Genomic DNA, 13,765 nt, shown 5'->3' on the forward strand with positions numbered 1-13,765 from the left:
GCATGCGGAAACGCTATCAGGACGCCTCTCGCGGGGCGACGAACAGGGTCTGGGAAGCCGCGCCGACCTCGCCGGCCGAGTCGTACAGCGTGGAACGGACCAGGCCGCGCCCGGACGGGCCGACGACGGTCTCCGCGTCCATGCAGATCCACTCGCCCTCGGGCGCCCGGAACAGCGAGATCACCAGGTCGACGTTGACGAACAGATGGGTGTCGAAGTCGAGCGCGTAGCTGATGCCGTTGCCGCTGTCGGCGAACATCGCCAGCCGCTCCAGCGGGGTGGTCTCCTCGTCGCTCACCAGCGGCACCCGCGACCGGCCCCAGGCGGTGGCGGGGCCGGTCTCCGCCGCGCTGCCGCGGGTGAAACGCCATTCGGTCGCGCGTCCGTACCCGAAGCCCGTCGTCAGCCACGACGGCTCGCTCTCGGACGGCGGCAGGGGCGGCGGCGGGCTGGACGTGCCCGGCGTCCCTACCTCGCGGATGCGCCAGGCGGTGGCCCTGACGTGCTCGCGGCCGCCGGAGGAGACGGACGCGGCCAGGCACTGCACCCGCTTGCCGTCGCGCACGACCTCGGTGCGCACCTCCAGCTCGCCCACCGGCACCGGCCCGAACACGTCCACCGCGAGCCTGGCCAGATCGAGGCCGGGCCGCGGCGCGGTCCGCGCCAGCTCGTGCGCGATCAGGGCCGTGACGGGGCCGAGGTGCTGGGTGCGCGGGTCCCAAGGGCCCTGGGTGTGCTCCGTCGCGCGGTAGCGACCTTCGCTCAGGGGGACGTACATCGCCATACGGGGCAGCCTAGATCCCGTCGGGTATGTCGGCGATGTCGTCGAGGGCGGCGGCGAGCTCGTCGGGGTCGCCGCCGATCCGCTCGGCGATCTCGATCAGCACGTGCAGCACGTCGTGGCGGTCGTGGCCCAGGTCGAGCAGGCGCTGGGCGGCCTCCCACAGCTGCGGCGGGTCGCCCTCCCACAGCCGGGTGGCGATCTCCTCGTGCCAGGCGAGGTGTTCCTGGTCGATGCCGCCCACGTGGTCGATCTCCAGCAGCACCCGCCGGTCGGCCTCGTCGGCGGGGTTGAGCCGGTCGAGGTCGACGCCGTTGTGGGTGCCCTGCAGGAACGGGAACGCGAAGGCCCGCCTGGCCAGCGCCGACAGGTCGCCGTCGGGCAGCAGCCGCACCAGCAGCGACCGGTCGAGCCCGAACGAGGCGGGATCGCGGTACGCCTCGGGGAACTTGCCCGTCGCCTCCCACACCGCGTCCAGCGTGGCCTTCAGTCCCTCGTCGGGCAGGCCCGTGCGGTGCGCGGCGAAGCGCGCCCACGCCGCCAGCACGTGCGGCATCGCCTCCTGCTCGGCCTCCGACAGCATCACCTTGCGCGGCAGCCAGTCGAGCAGGAACGTCTCGCACTTGGTCGGGCTCACCCGCAGCGGCCTGCTGAAGTCCTGGTCGCACCCGTAGTCGATGATGTGGTCGGCGCACCGGGAGGCGGCCGACGGGTCCGACAGGTGCTCGGCGTCGTCGGAGGCGAGGAACTCGGCCGCCAGCATCGCCCGCCGCTCCCTGTTGTACGGGGCCTCGATGTGGAGCGGCGCCGGCCGCTTGCGCCCCGGCGGCAGCGCCTTGAGCCGCGCCCGCGCGAAGGCGTGGTAGGCGCTGTAGCTGTCGCTGACGGGCGGCGGCGTCTTCGGCTCGCCGGTGGCCTTCATGGCCGACTCCAGCAGCGCCCTGGCCTGCTGCGGCTCGATCTCCTCGAACAGCAGCATCGCGTTGCCCGCCGCCTCGGCCCTGGCCTGGTCGAGCAGCTTGTCGACCTGGGAGGACACCCAGGCGTCGCGGGCCATGCCGGACATGTTGTAGTCGACGACCATCACCAGCGCGTGGCGGTCCTGCCGGTTGCGGGCCTCGTCGCCGTTCCACCGGTAGCCGAACGTGCAGATCACCGTGTCCTGGTCGCCGTAGGCGTCGCGCGAGACGTAACAGCCGGTCGGCTTGACCGCGCCGACCCGGTCGGCCCAGCCGGGCCTGGCCACGCCGGACTCCATCATCGCCAGCGCCGCGCCCTCCGCCTTCGCGCCCTGGCGGGCGGTGCCGAGGTAGGCCAGGCAGATCAGCAGCGTCAGCGAGGCGGGAGTGCCGGTCTTGGCGGCGTAGTCGACCAGCCCTTCACCGAGCACCTGCTCGACGTCGCCACCTCGGACCCGGCTGCCCCACCAGGCGCCGATCATGTCGGAGACCATCAGCTCCGCGTCGAGCGGGCTCCGCACGGCGAGCAGCTCGCGTGCGGCTTGGACCATCTCCTTGAAGACGTCGTCAGGCGGAACGCTCTCCCGGGGGTCTCGTCGGTGTCGGCGCACGCCCTCACTCTCTCGCATTCCAGGCGCAAACGGTGCGTAGAACGCGGCCTGATGACTTCGATGTTATCGATGGCTTCGGGGCGGTGGTGCGGAGTTGACGATGGCGAGCAGATGCTCACGCGCGACGCGTTCCACGATCTCGGGCGTCGCCGTGATGCCGAGGTGCTGCGCGCACGCGCACACGTCGGCTACACACCGGTCGATGGTGTCCACCGGCACGGTGAGGAACTCTTCGGCCAGCCGTAGACTGACCGGCTCCCGCAGGAGGCGAGTGGCCAGAGCGAGCATAGGTGTCAAATTCCTCTGGAGACCGGGGGGCAAACCCCCAGGAGTGGACGCAGGCGACTTGCGCTCCCATTTCATCTTTTATCGAGGCAGTGTCAAGGCTCCGAGGCGACTGTGTTCGCTTCTCCGCGGCGGCTTTCGTGCGAAGCTGTCTCCATGCGCATCCAGCTCACGCAGCGCGCCGATGCCGACGAGCTCCTCGGCCGCAGCCCGCTCGCCCTGCTCGTCGGCATGCTGCTCGACCAGCAGGTGCCGATGGAGTGGGCGTTCACGGGTCCGCAGACCATCTCGGAGCGGCTGGGGCACGACCTGACCGCAGAGGAGATAGCCTCCTATGACCCCGAGGCGTTCGCCGCGCTGCTCGCCCAGAAGCCGGCCGTCCACCGCTACCCCAAGTCGATGGCGGCCCGGGTCCAGCAGCTCGCGGCCTACCTCGTGGCGCAGTACGACGGCAAGGCCGAGCTCATCTGGGCCGACGCCGCCGATGGCCAAGAGTTGCTGAAGCGCCTGCTGGCTCTGCCGGGTTACGGCAAGCAGAAGGCCCAGATCTTTTTGGCATTGCTCGGCAAGCAACTGGGGGTCCGGCCGCCAGGATGGCGCGAGGCGGCCGGCGCGTACGGCGAGGAGGAGTCCTACCGATCGGTGGCGGATGTGGTCGACGCCGACAGCCTGGCGCGGGTGCGTGCTTACAAGCAGGCTGCCAAGCAGGCGGCGAAGGCCGAGTAGCCTGATCTTGCTGCGCAACGTGGAGCGATTTTGACAGGATGCGTTGACCGTATGGCGGCCGGGGCTTCCGTCCGCGCATGCCCATCGCCGATGATGTACTGCAGAATCCGGTCGCCCGGAGCTGCGCTACGCCGATACACGATTATGGAGATGTGCCGCGTGGGAGACCCTGGCACGCGACGGAGGTACGGACCATGAGCGCCGAGACCTCCGTTCCCCGTCCCCGGGAGTCGGATGTGGACATCTCAGACTCCGCCCTCCTGAAGGGCCTGCTGTCCGAAGCAGAGTTCGCCTTCGCCTTCTTCGACGTCGAGGGCCGCATCCAGCGGGTCAACGACGTGTTCAGCGATCTTGTCGGCGTGCCCGCCGACCGGCTGGCCGGCCGCGCCCCCGTGGAGGCGCTCGCCGCCGACCTCAGCCAGGCCGTGACGCAGGGCGTCCAGGCCGTCATCGAGAGCGAGGGGCCGGTCGCCGAGCGGCGGCTGCGGGTCCGCTCGACCGAGGGCTCCGACCGTCACTGGTCGATGTCGTTCTCGCCGATCCACGACGAGGGCGGCGAGCTGCGGGCCGTCACGCTGGTCGGGCTCGACGTGACCGAGAGCCGCCAGATCGAGGAGGACCTGCGCCGCAGCGAGGAGCGCTACCGCTCGCTGGTCGAGGCGCAGTCCCAGCTCGTGTGGATCACCACGCCCACCGGCACGGTCGCCGAGGACGCGCCGCAGTGGCGCGCCATCACCGGCCAGGGGCTGGAGGAGTATCTCGCCTACGGCTGGCTGGACGTCGTCCACCCCGACGAGCGCCCGGCCACCGAGGAGGCGTGGAAGGAGGCGCTGCGCGGCCGCACCATGTTCGAGTGGAACTACCGGGTGCGCACCCGCGCCAGCGGCTACCGCCACTTCGAGGTGCGCGCGGTGCCCATCATCCGCCACGGCCGGGTGGTCGAGTGGGTCGGCGCCAACACCGATGTGACCCCGCAGCGCGAGGCCGAGGAGATGCGCGGCAGGCTGACCGACCAGCTCGGCGCCGCCGCCCTGCGCACCGCCAGGCTCCAGGGCGCCACCGCCCAGCTCGCCGAGGCGCTGACGGTCGAGCAGGTGGTGCAGGTCATCATAGATGTCGGCCGCACGGCCCTGGCCGCGGACCGGTCCGCCGTCGCGCTGCTCGACACCGACCGCGCCGCGCTGAAGCTGATCAACGGCGAGGGCATCCCGGAGGCGTCCGGCTCCTCCGGCGAGGAGATCCCGCTGTCCCATTCCAGCGTGATGACCATGGCCGTCAACAGCCGCAGGCCGGTCTTCGCCGAGTCGCCGGTGAGCCTGAAGATGCAGCTCCTGGAGGCCGGCGGCGACGAGCAGGTGCTCGCCCACTACCTCGCCAGCAGCGACGAGCAGGCCTGGGTGGGCCTGCCGCTGCTGGCCGCCGGCCGCGCCCTGGGCGCGCTCCGGTTCTCGTTCACCAGGCCGCAGAAGATCTCCCAGGAGGACGGCGTCTTCCTGGAGGCGCTGGCCGGTCAGTGCGCGCTGGCGGTGGAGCGGGCGACGCTGTTCGAGCGCGAGCACCGCACCGCCGAGACGCTCCAGCGCAGCCTGCTGCCCGACCACCTGCCGGTGGTCAAGGGCCTGGAGCTGGCCCAGCGGTTCCGTTCCGGCAGCCGCCACGTGCAGGTCGGCGGCGACTGGTACGACGCGTTCGTGCTGCAGGACGGGCGGGTCGCGGCCGTCGTGGGCGACGTCATGGGCAAAGGCGTCAAGGCGGCGGCCGGGATGGGCCGCATCCGCAACGCGATGCGGGCGCTGGCGCTGACCAACCCGCCGCCCGCCGCGGTGCTGGCCGGGCTCGACCGGGTCTTCGACGCGACCGAGGAGGAAGACCAGGTCACGACCCTGGCCTACATGGTCGTCGAGCCGGCCACCGGCGAGGGCACGCTCGCCCTGGCGGGTCACCCGCCGCCCGTGCTGGTCTCACCGCAGGGCACGGCGATCCTCTGCGACGCCGAGCCCGGCACGCCGCTGGGCTGGCCGACCAGCCGCCGGCAGTTCCGGTTCGTGGTGCCGCCGGGACACACCGCTGTGCTCTACTCCGACGGTCTCGTGGAGAACCGCAAGCGTGGCTTGGACGCCGGCCTGACAGAGATTTGCAGTGTTGTGACCGAAGCGCCGCCTGAGGTGGTGGCAAATCCGCACATGCTGCTGGATTTCCTGGTTGACGGGATGTTGTCGGGATATGAACAGGATGATGACGTTACTGCGCTGGCCATCCACGTCCCGGCCATCACGAAGAGTGACTGAATGAAACAGTCATAAGGGTTGCTTTCGGGTATCAGTGCCGCCCTTGCGTACGCACTACTCTCTCCGTCGGCCTAGGGTGGAGGACAACCGCCGGGAGGTGGCCGTATGGAGTGCGTGGGCGTGCCAGAATGCTGGAAGGTCCGTAGCGGTCCGCACGGCCTCACCGATCTCCGAGAGAGGCAACAGCCCCCTAGCGGGCATCTGGGTCCATTGTCGCCACGCGTTCGTTCGAGAGGTGTTCGTGTCGCCTGCAAGTTCGACTCGCTCGAAGCCACAAGAGCTGAACGAGCCCGTCATTCAGCGACTGCTCGAGCGTGGGCGCTCGCAGGGTTTCCTCGAGTCTGAGGATGTCCGTCAGGCCTTCGAGGAGGCGGACATCCCCATGTCGCACGCCGCCGCGTTCTTGCGGAACCTCAGCAAAGAGGGCGTGACCGTGGTGGTGACCGCCGCGGATTCGGCTGCGCCGAAGAAGAAGTCTCGAGGTTCAGCAAAGCGCCAGACCGCCGCGCCCGTCAAGAGCAAGACGGCGGCGGCCGCCAAAGAGCAGCAGCCGGAGACCGTGACCGCGGTCGTCGGCACCGCCGAAGCCGAGCCCGCGCCGAAGAAGCCGGCCCCCGCCAAGAAGGCCGCTCCCGCGGCCAAGAAGGCGGCCCCGGTCAAGGGCGCCCCCGCCAAGAAGGCCAAGCCGGAGAGCGCTGGGCCTGCCGAGACCAAGCAGAAGACCTCCGACGGCGTCAAGTCCGAGGTCGACGACGACGACATCGAGCTCGACGGCGACGTGGAGCTGGAAGACCTCGAAGACATCGAGGTCGACGACGAGGAGATCGTCGCCGAGGGCGACTCCGAGTCTGAGGGCGACTCCGACGACGACACCGAGGACGAGCCGAAGGCCGAGACGGCCCCGGCGGTCAAGGAGAAGAGCGAGGACGAGGTCCTCATCCTCTCCGATGACGACGACGACGCGCCCGTGGCGCAGGTCGCCGCCGCCGGAGCGACCGCCGATCCGGTCAAGGACTATCTGAAGCAGATCGGCAAGGTCCCCCTGCTCAACGCCGAGCAGGAGGTCGAGCTCGCCAAGCGCATCGAGGCGGGCCTGTTCGCCGAGGAGCAGCTCGCCAGCGACGGCGACGGCCTCCCGGTCGACGTCCGCGCCGAGCTGGAGTGGATCGCCGAAGACGGCCGCCGGGCCAAGAACCACCTGCTGGAGGCCAACCTCCGCCTCGTGGTCTCGCTGGCCAAGCGCTACACCGGCCGAGGCATGCTCTTCCTGGACCTGATCCAGGAGGGCAACCTGGGCCTGATCCGCGCGGTCGAGAAGTTCGACTACACCAAGGGCTACAAGTTCTCCACCTACGCCACCTGGTGGATCCGGCAGGCGATCACCCGGGCCATGGCCGACCAGGCGCGGACCATCCGCATCCCGGTCCACATGGTCGAAGTGATCAACAAGCTGGCCCGCGTCCAGCGGCAGATGCTCCAGGACCTCGGCCGCGAGCCGACCCCGGAGGAGCTGGCCCGCGAGCTCGACATGACCCCCGAGAAGGTCGTCGAGGTCCAGAAGTACGGCCGCGAGCCGATCTCCCTCCACACGCCCCTGGGCGAGGAGGGCGACAGCGAGTTCGGTGACCTCATCGAGGACTCCGAGGCCATCGTCCCGGCCGACGCGGTCAGCTTCACGCTCCTGCAGGAGCAGCTCCACTCGGTGCTCGACACCCTGTCGGAGCGCGAGGCCGGTGTGGTGTCGATGCGCTTCGGCCTCACCGACGGGCAGCCCAAGACGCTGGACGAGATCGGCAAGGTCTACGGGGTGACGCGCGAGCGCATCCGGCAGATCGAGTCGAAGACGATGTCCAAGCTCCGCCACCCGTCCCGTTCGCAGGTTCTGCGCGACTACCTCGATTAGGTCGACGCGCGGGAAAGGGCACGGCCACTCGCGGGCCGTGCCCTTTCCGCTGCCCGGCGTTCAGGGCAGGAGGACGTCGAGTCTGCCGCCCGTGAGCGTCACCTGGTAGCCGAGGTCCTCCAGGGTCTTGACCAGCTCGTCCGGGGTCTCCGGTGCGAGGCCGCTCTCCAGGAGCCGCCTGGCGACCTCGCCGCGGGTGGCCTTGGCCATGTGGCTGACGACCTTGCCGCCCTTGAGCACCCGTACGGACACGCCGCGCGAGCCCGGCCGCCAGGCGGCCGCGTACGCGGAGGAGCGCAGGTCCACCACCAGCCCCGGCAGCCGCTCCAGCTCCGGTGTGATCAGAGGCCTCCAGAAGGCCGCCAGAGGGCCGATCGGCGGCAGACTGACCCCCATGGCCAGCCGGTAGGGCGGGATGCGGTCAGCGAGCCGTAGCACGCCCCACAGGCCCGAGAAGATCAGCACGTGCTCCTCGGCCCTGGCCCGGGCCTCGGGGGAGAGCTCGCCCAGGGCCAGGTTGTCGTACAGCACTCCGGTGTAAAGCTCGCCTGCGGGCAGGGTCGGCGCCGTCTGGAGTTCCAGATTTTTCGTGAGTTCCGGTGCCAGGCCGGGGGACAGCCCGAGCACCTCCAGGGCGTTCCGCCGGCGGGACGCGCGGACGAGGGCGTTCAGCACCCGCTTGCGGGGGCGGTCGAGCTTGGGGAACGACAGGTCGCCGACGGGCGGCCCGTCGCCTGCCGAAGCCTTGCCCTCCGACGGGGGCAGCAGAATGAGCACGTCCCGCAGCTTACTGGCGGTGAATCGCCGCTGTGCCTGGTCAGGGGGGTTGTGGCGATCCGCTGGGCCGATTTCCGCCACTCACGTCCGGGGGGCGGTGCCGGGGAGGTGCGGGTCCGCTGGGCCGGTTTCCGTCACGGGGGTCCGGCTGGGGGTGGTGCCGGGAGGTGCGGGTCCGCTGGGCCGGTTTCCGTCACGGGGGTCCGGGCGGGGGTGGTGCCGGGAGGTGTGGGTCCGCTGGGCCGGTTTCCGTCACCCGCGTCCGGCTGGGGGTAGTACCGGGAGGTGCAGGTCTGCTGGGCCGGTTTCCGTCACCGGGGTCCGGGCGGGGGTGGTGTCGGGAGGTGCGGGTCCGTTCGGCCGATTTTCGTTACCCGCGTCCGGCTGGGGGCGGTGGCGGGAGGTGCAGGTCAGCTAGGCTGCGCGGGTGGATGTCGATCTTCTGGTGGACGGGGCATGGCCGGCCTGGGAGCGGCGGGTGCTCGGCGGCTGGGTGTTGCGCTACGCGGGAGGCGTGACGAAGCGGGCCAACTCGGTGCTCGCCGTGGGGGAGTCGCTCGTGCCGGACGATCTTCTTGCCGCCATCCGGGTCGCCGAGGAGTTCTACGCGGAGCGCGGGGCTCCGTGCGCCTTCTCGATCGGCGCCGGCGCGCCGCCGGGACTGGACCGCGCGCTGGACGCGCGTGGGTACGCGCTGGTGGATCCCACCGTCGTCATGTCCGGCACGATCTCCGGTGAGCCCACGGTGCCGGTACGGGTCGAGCCGCGGCCCTGGCGGGGCTGGCTGGAGGCGTGGTGGGAGGTCGACGGCCGCTACGGCACCGGGCTGGAGGCGGCCGAGCGGATCGTGACCGGCGTGCCGGCGCTCTACGCGGCCGTCGAGGAGGACGGGGCTCCGGTGGCCGTCGGACGGGGCGTGCCGCAGGGCGACACGCTCGGCGTCTACTGCATGGCCACGCTGCCGTCGGCCCGCCGTCGCGGCCTGGCCCGTGCCGTGCTGCGCGCCCTGGCCGTTGAGAGCGGGGTGCGGAGCGCGTACCTGGTCGTCACGGAGCGCAACGCGGCCGCGCGGAACCTCTACCGGAGCGAAGGCCTGGAACGGAAGGGCGGCTATCACTACCGTGTGCGCTCAACTGCGGACCCGCGCCCTCCGGCCCCGGACGCTGGTGCTGCGCGTGTCCGGTCGCGGACGGTGGGTGCGTGATTTGTACGGGATCGGCCTCAGACGTCCGGCGTGTGCGGCGCGGGTGTCCGGTCCCGGATGGCGGGTGCGTGATTTGTGCGGGTTCGGTTTGGGGTGTCCGTTGTCTGCGGCGTTCGTGTCCGGTCCCGGGCGGGTGGGGGGCTCGTACGGGTGCAGTTTCGGGCATCCGGCGCACACGACTCGCGTGCCCGGTCGCGGACGGCAGGTGCGCGACTCGTACGGGTTCGGTCTGGGGCGTCCGGCACACGCGCCTCGCGTGTCCGCTTTCGAACGGAGGGTGCGTGACTCGTGCGGGTGTTTCGGGCATCCGGCGTGCCGCACGTGTTCGCGATCAGAGGTGGGATGTGGGCCGTATGGGGCGAACGCGTGCGCGCCCGGCCCTCGTGCGGCGGGAGCGTCATATGCCCAGCCTTGTGCGGCGGGAGTGTCACATGTACGTGCTCGTGCGGCGGGAGCGCATACGTACGTGCTCGGCTTGGGGAGCCCGGAGCGTGAGCCGCTCGTGTTCGTGCGCGGGTGCCGGGGGCCGTGCGCCGCGTGTGGCCGCTGGTGGGCCCTGTGGGCGTGCTGCTCTCTGGGCGGAGGGCGGGCTGGGGCGTGGAGGCAAGACGGCGATCCCGGTTGAGCCGGGATCGCCGTCTTGTCGAGATATATGTGGTTATGTCATCACGGCGAGCACGTCAGCGCTCGTCGTTGGGGCTTATCTTCGGTGTTTCGCTGAGACGTGCCGACTCGTCCAGGATGTCAGCGCCCTTCTCGCGCAGCGCCGCGATGTGCTTACGCCCATGGTGGGCGCAGAACAGCAGCTCCCCACCTACCGGCAGGGTCGCGCGAATGTACGCCTGGGCACCGCAACGGTCGCAGCGGTCGAGGGCCGTCAGCGGCTTAACGGGGGCAAGAGCTCCAGTCACGTATCGCCTTTCGGGTCACCCCCGCCGAAGCGAGGATCTGGCGTCAGTCACTTGGAACAACATCTAACCGGACGTGGACGTTCCCAACCCACAGGTCTCTACGCCCAGAGCGGAATGTGTCCGAAAGTAATGGGGATCACCCTGCTGGTAACGGCAAACATGGCGCCATGGCAAGCTTGTACGCGTGCGTAAGGGAAGAACGGTAAGCTACGCACACGTGTTCGAACTATAGACCCGGAGGGCTGGAGTGACGGTAGTGGAGGCGGGTTACACGGCTCGGCACCTCTCGGTGCTCGAGGGCCTCGAGGCCGTCCGCAAGCGCCCGGGGATGTACATCGGATCCACCGACAGCCGCGGGCTCATGCACTGCCTCTGGGAGATCGTCGACAACGGCGTCGACGAGGCGCTGGGCGGCCACTGCGACCGCATCGAGGTCGAGCTCCACGCCGACGGCTCCATCGAGGTGCGCGACAACGGCCGCGGCATCCCCGTCGACGTCGAGCCCAAGAGCGGCCTGGCGGGCGTCGAGCTGGTCTACACCAAGCTCCACGCGGGCGGCAAGTTCGGCGGCGGCTCCTACACCGCCTCGGGAGGCCTCCACGGCGTCGGCGCCTCCGTGGTCAACGCCCTGTCGGCGCGGCTCGACATCCAGGTCGACCGCGACGGCAAGGTCCACGAGATGAGCTTCCGGCGCGGCGTGCCCGGCGTGTTCGACGGGCCGGAGCCGACCGCCAAGTTCAAGAAGAAGTCCGGCCTGCGCGACGGCGGCAAGCTGCCCGAGAAGGCCACCGGCACCCGCGTGCGCTTCTGGGCCGACAAGCAGATCTTCCTGCCCGACGCCGAGGTGTCGCTCGACGAGATCCACGTCCGGCTCCGCCAGACCGCCTTCCTGGTGCCCGGCCTCACCCTCGCCGTCGTCGACAGCCGCCACGAGGAGCAGGTCCGCGACGAGTTCCGCTTCGAGGGCGGCATCTCCGAGTTCACCGAGTTCCTCGCCCGCGACGAGGCCGTCTGCGACGTGCTGCGGCTGCAGGGCGTGGGCCACTTCCGCGAGACCGTGCCCGTCCTCGACGACCAGGGCCACATGACCTCCACCGAGGTCCAGCGCGAGCTCAGCGTCGACGTGGCCGTGCGCTGGGGCAAGGGGTACGAGTCCACGGTCCGCTCCTTCGTCAACGTGATCGCCACCCCCAAGGGCGGCACCCACGTCAACGGCTTCGAGCGCGGCCTCGTCCGCACGATCAACGAGCAGCTCCGCGAGACCCGCCTGCTCAAGAACGGCGACGACCCCGTCACCAAGGAGGACATCCTCGAAGGGCTCACCGCGGTCGTCACCGTCCGCGTGCCGGAGCCGCAGTTCGAGGGCCAGACCAAGGAGGTCCTCGGCACCTCCGCCGCCGCCCGCATCGTCTCCCACGTCGTCAGCCGCGATCTCAAGGAGCTGTTCGACAATCCGCCGCGCGGCTACAAGCAGCCGCTGCGCGCGGTGCTGGAGAAGATCGTCGCCGCCGCCAAGGCCCGCATCGCCGCCCGCGAGCACCGCGAGAACCAGCGCCGCAAGAGCGCACTCGAAAACTCCGCGCTGCCCGCCAAGCTCGTCGACTGCCGCAGCGACGACGTCGACCGCAGCGAGCTGTTCATCGTCGAGGGCGACTCCGCCCTAGGCACCGCCAAGCTGGCCCGCGACTCCGAGTTCCAGGCCCTGCTGCCGATCCGCGGCAAGATCCTCAACGTGCAGAAGGCGTCCGTCAGCGACATGCTGAAGAACGCCGAGTGCGCCGCCATCATCCAGGTCGTCGGCGCCGGCTCCGGCCGCTCCTTCGACATCGACGCCGCCCGCTACGGCAAGATCATCCTCATGGCCGACGCCGACGTCGACGGCGCCCACATCCGCTGCCTGCTGCTCACGCTCTTCCACCGCTACATGCGGCCCATGGTGGAGGCGGGCAGGGTCTTCGCCGCGGTCCCCCCGCTCCACCGCATCGAGCTGACCAACCCCGGGCGCGGCAAGGACAAGTACATCTACTGCTACTCCGACGCCGAGCTGCACAAGGTGCTGCGCGACCTTGAGCGGCGCGGCAAGCGCTGGAAGGACCCGGTCCAGCGCTACAAGGGCCTCGGCGAGATGGACGCCGACCAGCTGGCCGAGACCACCATGGACCCGCGCCACCGCATCCTGCGCCGCGTCCGCATCGAGGCCGCCGAGGAAGCGGAGCAGATCTTCAGCCTGCTGATGGGCAGCGACGTGGCCCCGCGCCGCGAGTTCATCGTCAAGAGCGCCGCCGAGGTCGACCGCGACCACATCGACGCCTGACCCCGCGCCCGGGGGTCAGCCGAGCGGGATCAGGCGGCCCGTCTTCACGTCGTAGACGGCGCCCACGACCGGCATGCCCGCCGGCAGGAACGGTGACGACGTGATGCGGGTCAGGTCGTGCACGAGAGCCTCGGTCTGGTCCGGCACCATGTGGAACTCCAGGCTCCGGGTGTCCACGCCCTGGTCACGGGTCAGCTGGTGCACGTCCGCGTCGGTGGCCTTGGTCATGCCGCAGTCGGTGTGCGGCATGACCAGCACCCGCTCCACCCCCAGCAGGTAGACCGCCAGCACGAGCGTACGCAGGACGTCGTCGGTGACCCGCGCGCCGGCGTTCCTGAGGATCTTCGCGTCGCCCGGCTCCAGCCCCAGCAGGCCGAGCGGGTCGATACGCGAGTCCATGCAGGTGACGACTGCCAGCCCACGTGCCGCGCGCCCGGTCAGGTCGGACCCGCGGAAGGTGCGGGCGAACTCGGCGTTGGCGGCAAAGAGGTCGTCGAACGCATCCATGCCAAAGATGATCCCCCATGACCGTTTCGTCGATGCGTCCGGGGGCCACGAATTCGCCGGAGGTGAGCAAGCTCACGCGATCACTGCTAACTTTGCGTGATGATTCCGTAGCCCATTGTGCGCATGATCGAAGAAGGTCGTCTTGAGCAGGTCCGAATCGCTTGCCGCGTATCTCCGTGCCCAGGCCCGGCGCTGTCTGGATCGAGTCGAGTCCGACGACGGCGGACGCAACGCCAGGCGCACGCTGGCCCTGCTCGACGCCGCCGCCTACGCCGGCGGGCTGGCCGACGACGACCCGCTGATCCTCATGCTCGACCAGGCCGGCTGCTACGGGCCGCTCGGCTGCGAGGCGTTCGACCCCGGCGAGGCCGGCACCCGGCTCGTGCGCACGTGGGAGGGAGCCGAGCCGCACGAGCTCCTCCTGTCGCTCCCGGCGGCGATCACCGCCGCCGCCGGACGGCGCGACCAGGAGCACGGCACCAGACCCTGCTGATGCTCC

At 70.4% G+C, this 13,765-nt stretch carries 12 protein-coding genes; 6 read left to right on the top strand and 6 right to left on the bottom strand.

Annotated features, from left to right (window positions below):
* Positions 1–16: 16 nt before the first annotated feature.
* The 3 genes from ACZ6YG_RS01135 to ACZ6YG_RS01145 form a co-directional block, all read right to left on the bottom strand.
* Positions 17–784 carry a thioesterase family protein gene (locus tag ACZ6YG_RS01135; protein WP_466016861.1) on the bottom strand — a complete coding sequence of 256 codons (768 nt, stop codon included), beginning with the start codon at positions 782–784 and terminating at the stop codon, positions 17–19.
* Between the two features lie 10 nt (positions 785–794).
* Entirely contained in the window at positions 795–2,291 is a 1,497-nt protein-coding gene (locus ACZ6YG_RS01140) for a hypothetical protein (RefSeq protein ID WP_148030159.1), read from the bottom strand.
* A 123-nt stretch (positions 2,292–2,414) separates the two neighbouring features.
* The gene (locus ACZ6YG_RS01145) at positions 2,415–2,639 is read right to left on the bottom strand and encodes a hypothetical protein (protein WP_148030160.1); all 225 of its coding nucleotides are present in this window, start codon (positions 2,637–2,639) and stop codon (positions 2,415–2,417) included.
* Between the two features lie 153 nt (positions 2,640–2,792).
* Between ACZ6YG_RS01145 and ACZ6YG_RS01150 the strand changes: the two genes are divergently transcribed.
* The 3 genes from ACZ6YG_RS01150 to ACZ6YG_RS01160 all read left to right on the top strand — a co-directional run bounded on the left by ACZ6YG_RS01150 (position 2,793) and on the right by ACZ6YG_RS01160 (position 7,553).
* Positions 2,793–3,362 (top strand): HhH-GPD-type base excision DNA repair protein, encoded by a 570-nt coding sequence (locus ACZ6YG_RS01150; RefSeq protein ID WP_271279507.1) that lies wholly within the window; start codon positions 2,793–2,795, stop codon positions 3,360–3,362.
* Between the two features lie 194 nt (positions 3,363–3,556).
* Positions 3,557–5,650: a SpoIIE family protein phosphatase gene (locus ACZ6YG_RS01155; RefSeq protein ID WP_148030162.1), complete on the top strand. Its 2,094-nt coding sequence runs from the start codon at positions 3,557–3,559 to the stop codon at positions 5,648–5,650.
* Positions 5,651–5,891: 241 nt separating this feature from the next.
* Positions 5,892–7,553 carry an RNA polymerase sigma factor gene (locus tag ACZ6YG_RS01160; RefSeq protein WP_271279508.1) on the top strand — a complete coding sequence of 554 codons (1,662 nt, stop codon included), beginning with the start codon at positions 5,892–5,894 and terminating at the stop codon, positions 7,551–7,553.
* A gap of 60 nt (positions 7,554–7,613) precedes the next feature.
* Here ACZ6YG_RS01160 and ACZ6YG_RS01165 read toward each other — a convergent pair whose 3' ends face one another.
* A complete protein-coding gene (locus tag ACZ6YG_RS01165) occupies positions 7,614–8,330 on the bottom strand; it encodes a YaaA family protein (protein ID WP_148030164.1) in 717 nt (238 codons plus the stop codon).
* A gap of 427 nt (positions 8,331–8,757) precedes the next feature.
* Between ACZ6YG_RS01165 and ACZ6YG_RS01170 the strand changes: the two genes are divergently transcribed.
* Complete coding sequence (locus ACZ6YG_RS01170) at positions 8,758–9,534, top strand: GNAT family N-acetyltransferase (RefSeq protein ID WP_466016862.1); 777 nt, start codon at positions 8,758–8,760, stop codon at positions 9,532–9,534.
* Positions 9,535–10,214: 680 nt separating this feature from the next.
* On the opposite strand, the gene ACZ6YG_RS01175 is transcribed toward ACZ6YG_RS01170, so the two are convergent.
* Positions 10,215–10,445 (bottom strand): DUF7455 domain-containing protein, encoded by a 231-nt coding sequence (locus ACZ6YG_RS01175; RefSeq protein ID WP_148030166.1) that lies wholly within the window; start codon positions 10,443–10,445, stop codon positions 10,215–10,217.
* Between the two features lie 247 nt (positions 10,446–10,692).
* On the opposite strand from ACZ6YG_RS01175, the gene ACZ6YG_RS01180 reads away from it, so the two are divergent.
* Entirely contained in the window at positions 10,693–12,759 is a 2,067-nt protein-coding gene (locus ACZ6YG_RS01180; RefSeq protein WP_466016863.1) for a DNA gyrase/topoisomerase IV subunit B, read from the top strand.
* Positions 12,760–12,774: 15 nt separating this feature from the next.
* Here the strand turns inward: ACZ6YG_RS01180 and ACZ6YG_RS01185 are convergent, their stop codons facing one another.
* Positions 12,775–13,266, bottom strand: a complete 492-nt coding sequence (locus tag ACZ6YG_RS01185; protein ID WP_148030168.1) for a beta-class carbonic anhydrase — start codon at positions 13,264–13,266, stop codon at positions 12,775–12,777.
* A 142-nt stretch (positions 13,267–13,408) separates the two neighbouring features.
* On the opposite strand from ACZ6YG_RS01185, the gene ACZ6YG_RS01190 reads away from it, so the two are divergent.
* Positions 13,409–13,759: a hypothetical protein gene (locus ACZ6YG_RS01190; protein WP_148030169.1), complete on the top strand. Its 351-nt coding sequence runs from the start codon at positions 13,409–13,411 to the stop codon at positions 13,757–13,759.
* Positions 13,760–13,765: the final 6 nt, after the last annotated feature.

The sequence above is a fragment of the Nonomuraea sp. NPDC054003 genome, assembly GCF_055585125.1.

What these genes read in the sequence shown, in the direction of transcription:
- ACZ6YG_RS01135 (WP_466016861.1), bottom strand. Translation starts at nt 784, where the DNA reads ATGGCGATGTACGTCCCCCTGAGCGAAGGTCGCTACCGCGCGACGGAG.
- ACZ6YG_RS01140 (WP_148030159.1), bottom strand. Translation starts at nt 2,291, where the DNA reads ATGGTCCAAGCCGCACGCGAGCTGCTCGCCGTGCGGAGCCCGCTCGAC.
- ACZ6YG_RS01145 (WP_148030160.1), bottom strand. Translation starts at nt 2,639, where the DNA reads ATGCTCGCTCTGGCCACTCGCCTCCTGCGGGAGCCGGTCAGTCTACGG.
- ACZ6YG_RS01150 (WP_271279507.1), top strand. Translation starts at nt 2,793, where the DNA reads ATGCGCATCCAGCTCACGCAGCGCGCCGATGCCGACGAGCTCCTCGGC.
- ACZ6YG_RS01155 (WP_148030162.1), top strand. Translation starts at nt 3,557, where the DNA reads ATGAGCGCCGAGACCTCCGTTCCCCGTCCCCGGGAGTCGGATGTGGAC.
- ACZ6YG_RS01185 (WP_148030168.1), bottom strand. Translation starts at nt 13,266, where the DNA reads ATGGATGCGTTCGACGACCTCTTTGCCGCCAACGCCGAGTTCGCCCGC.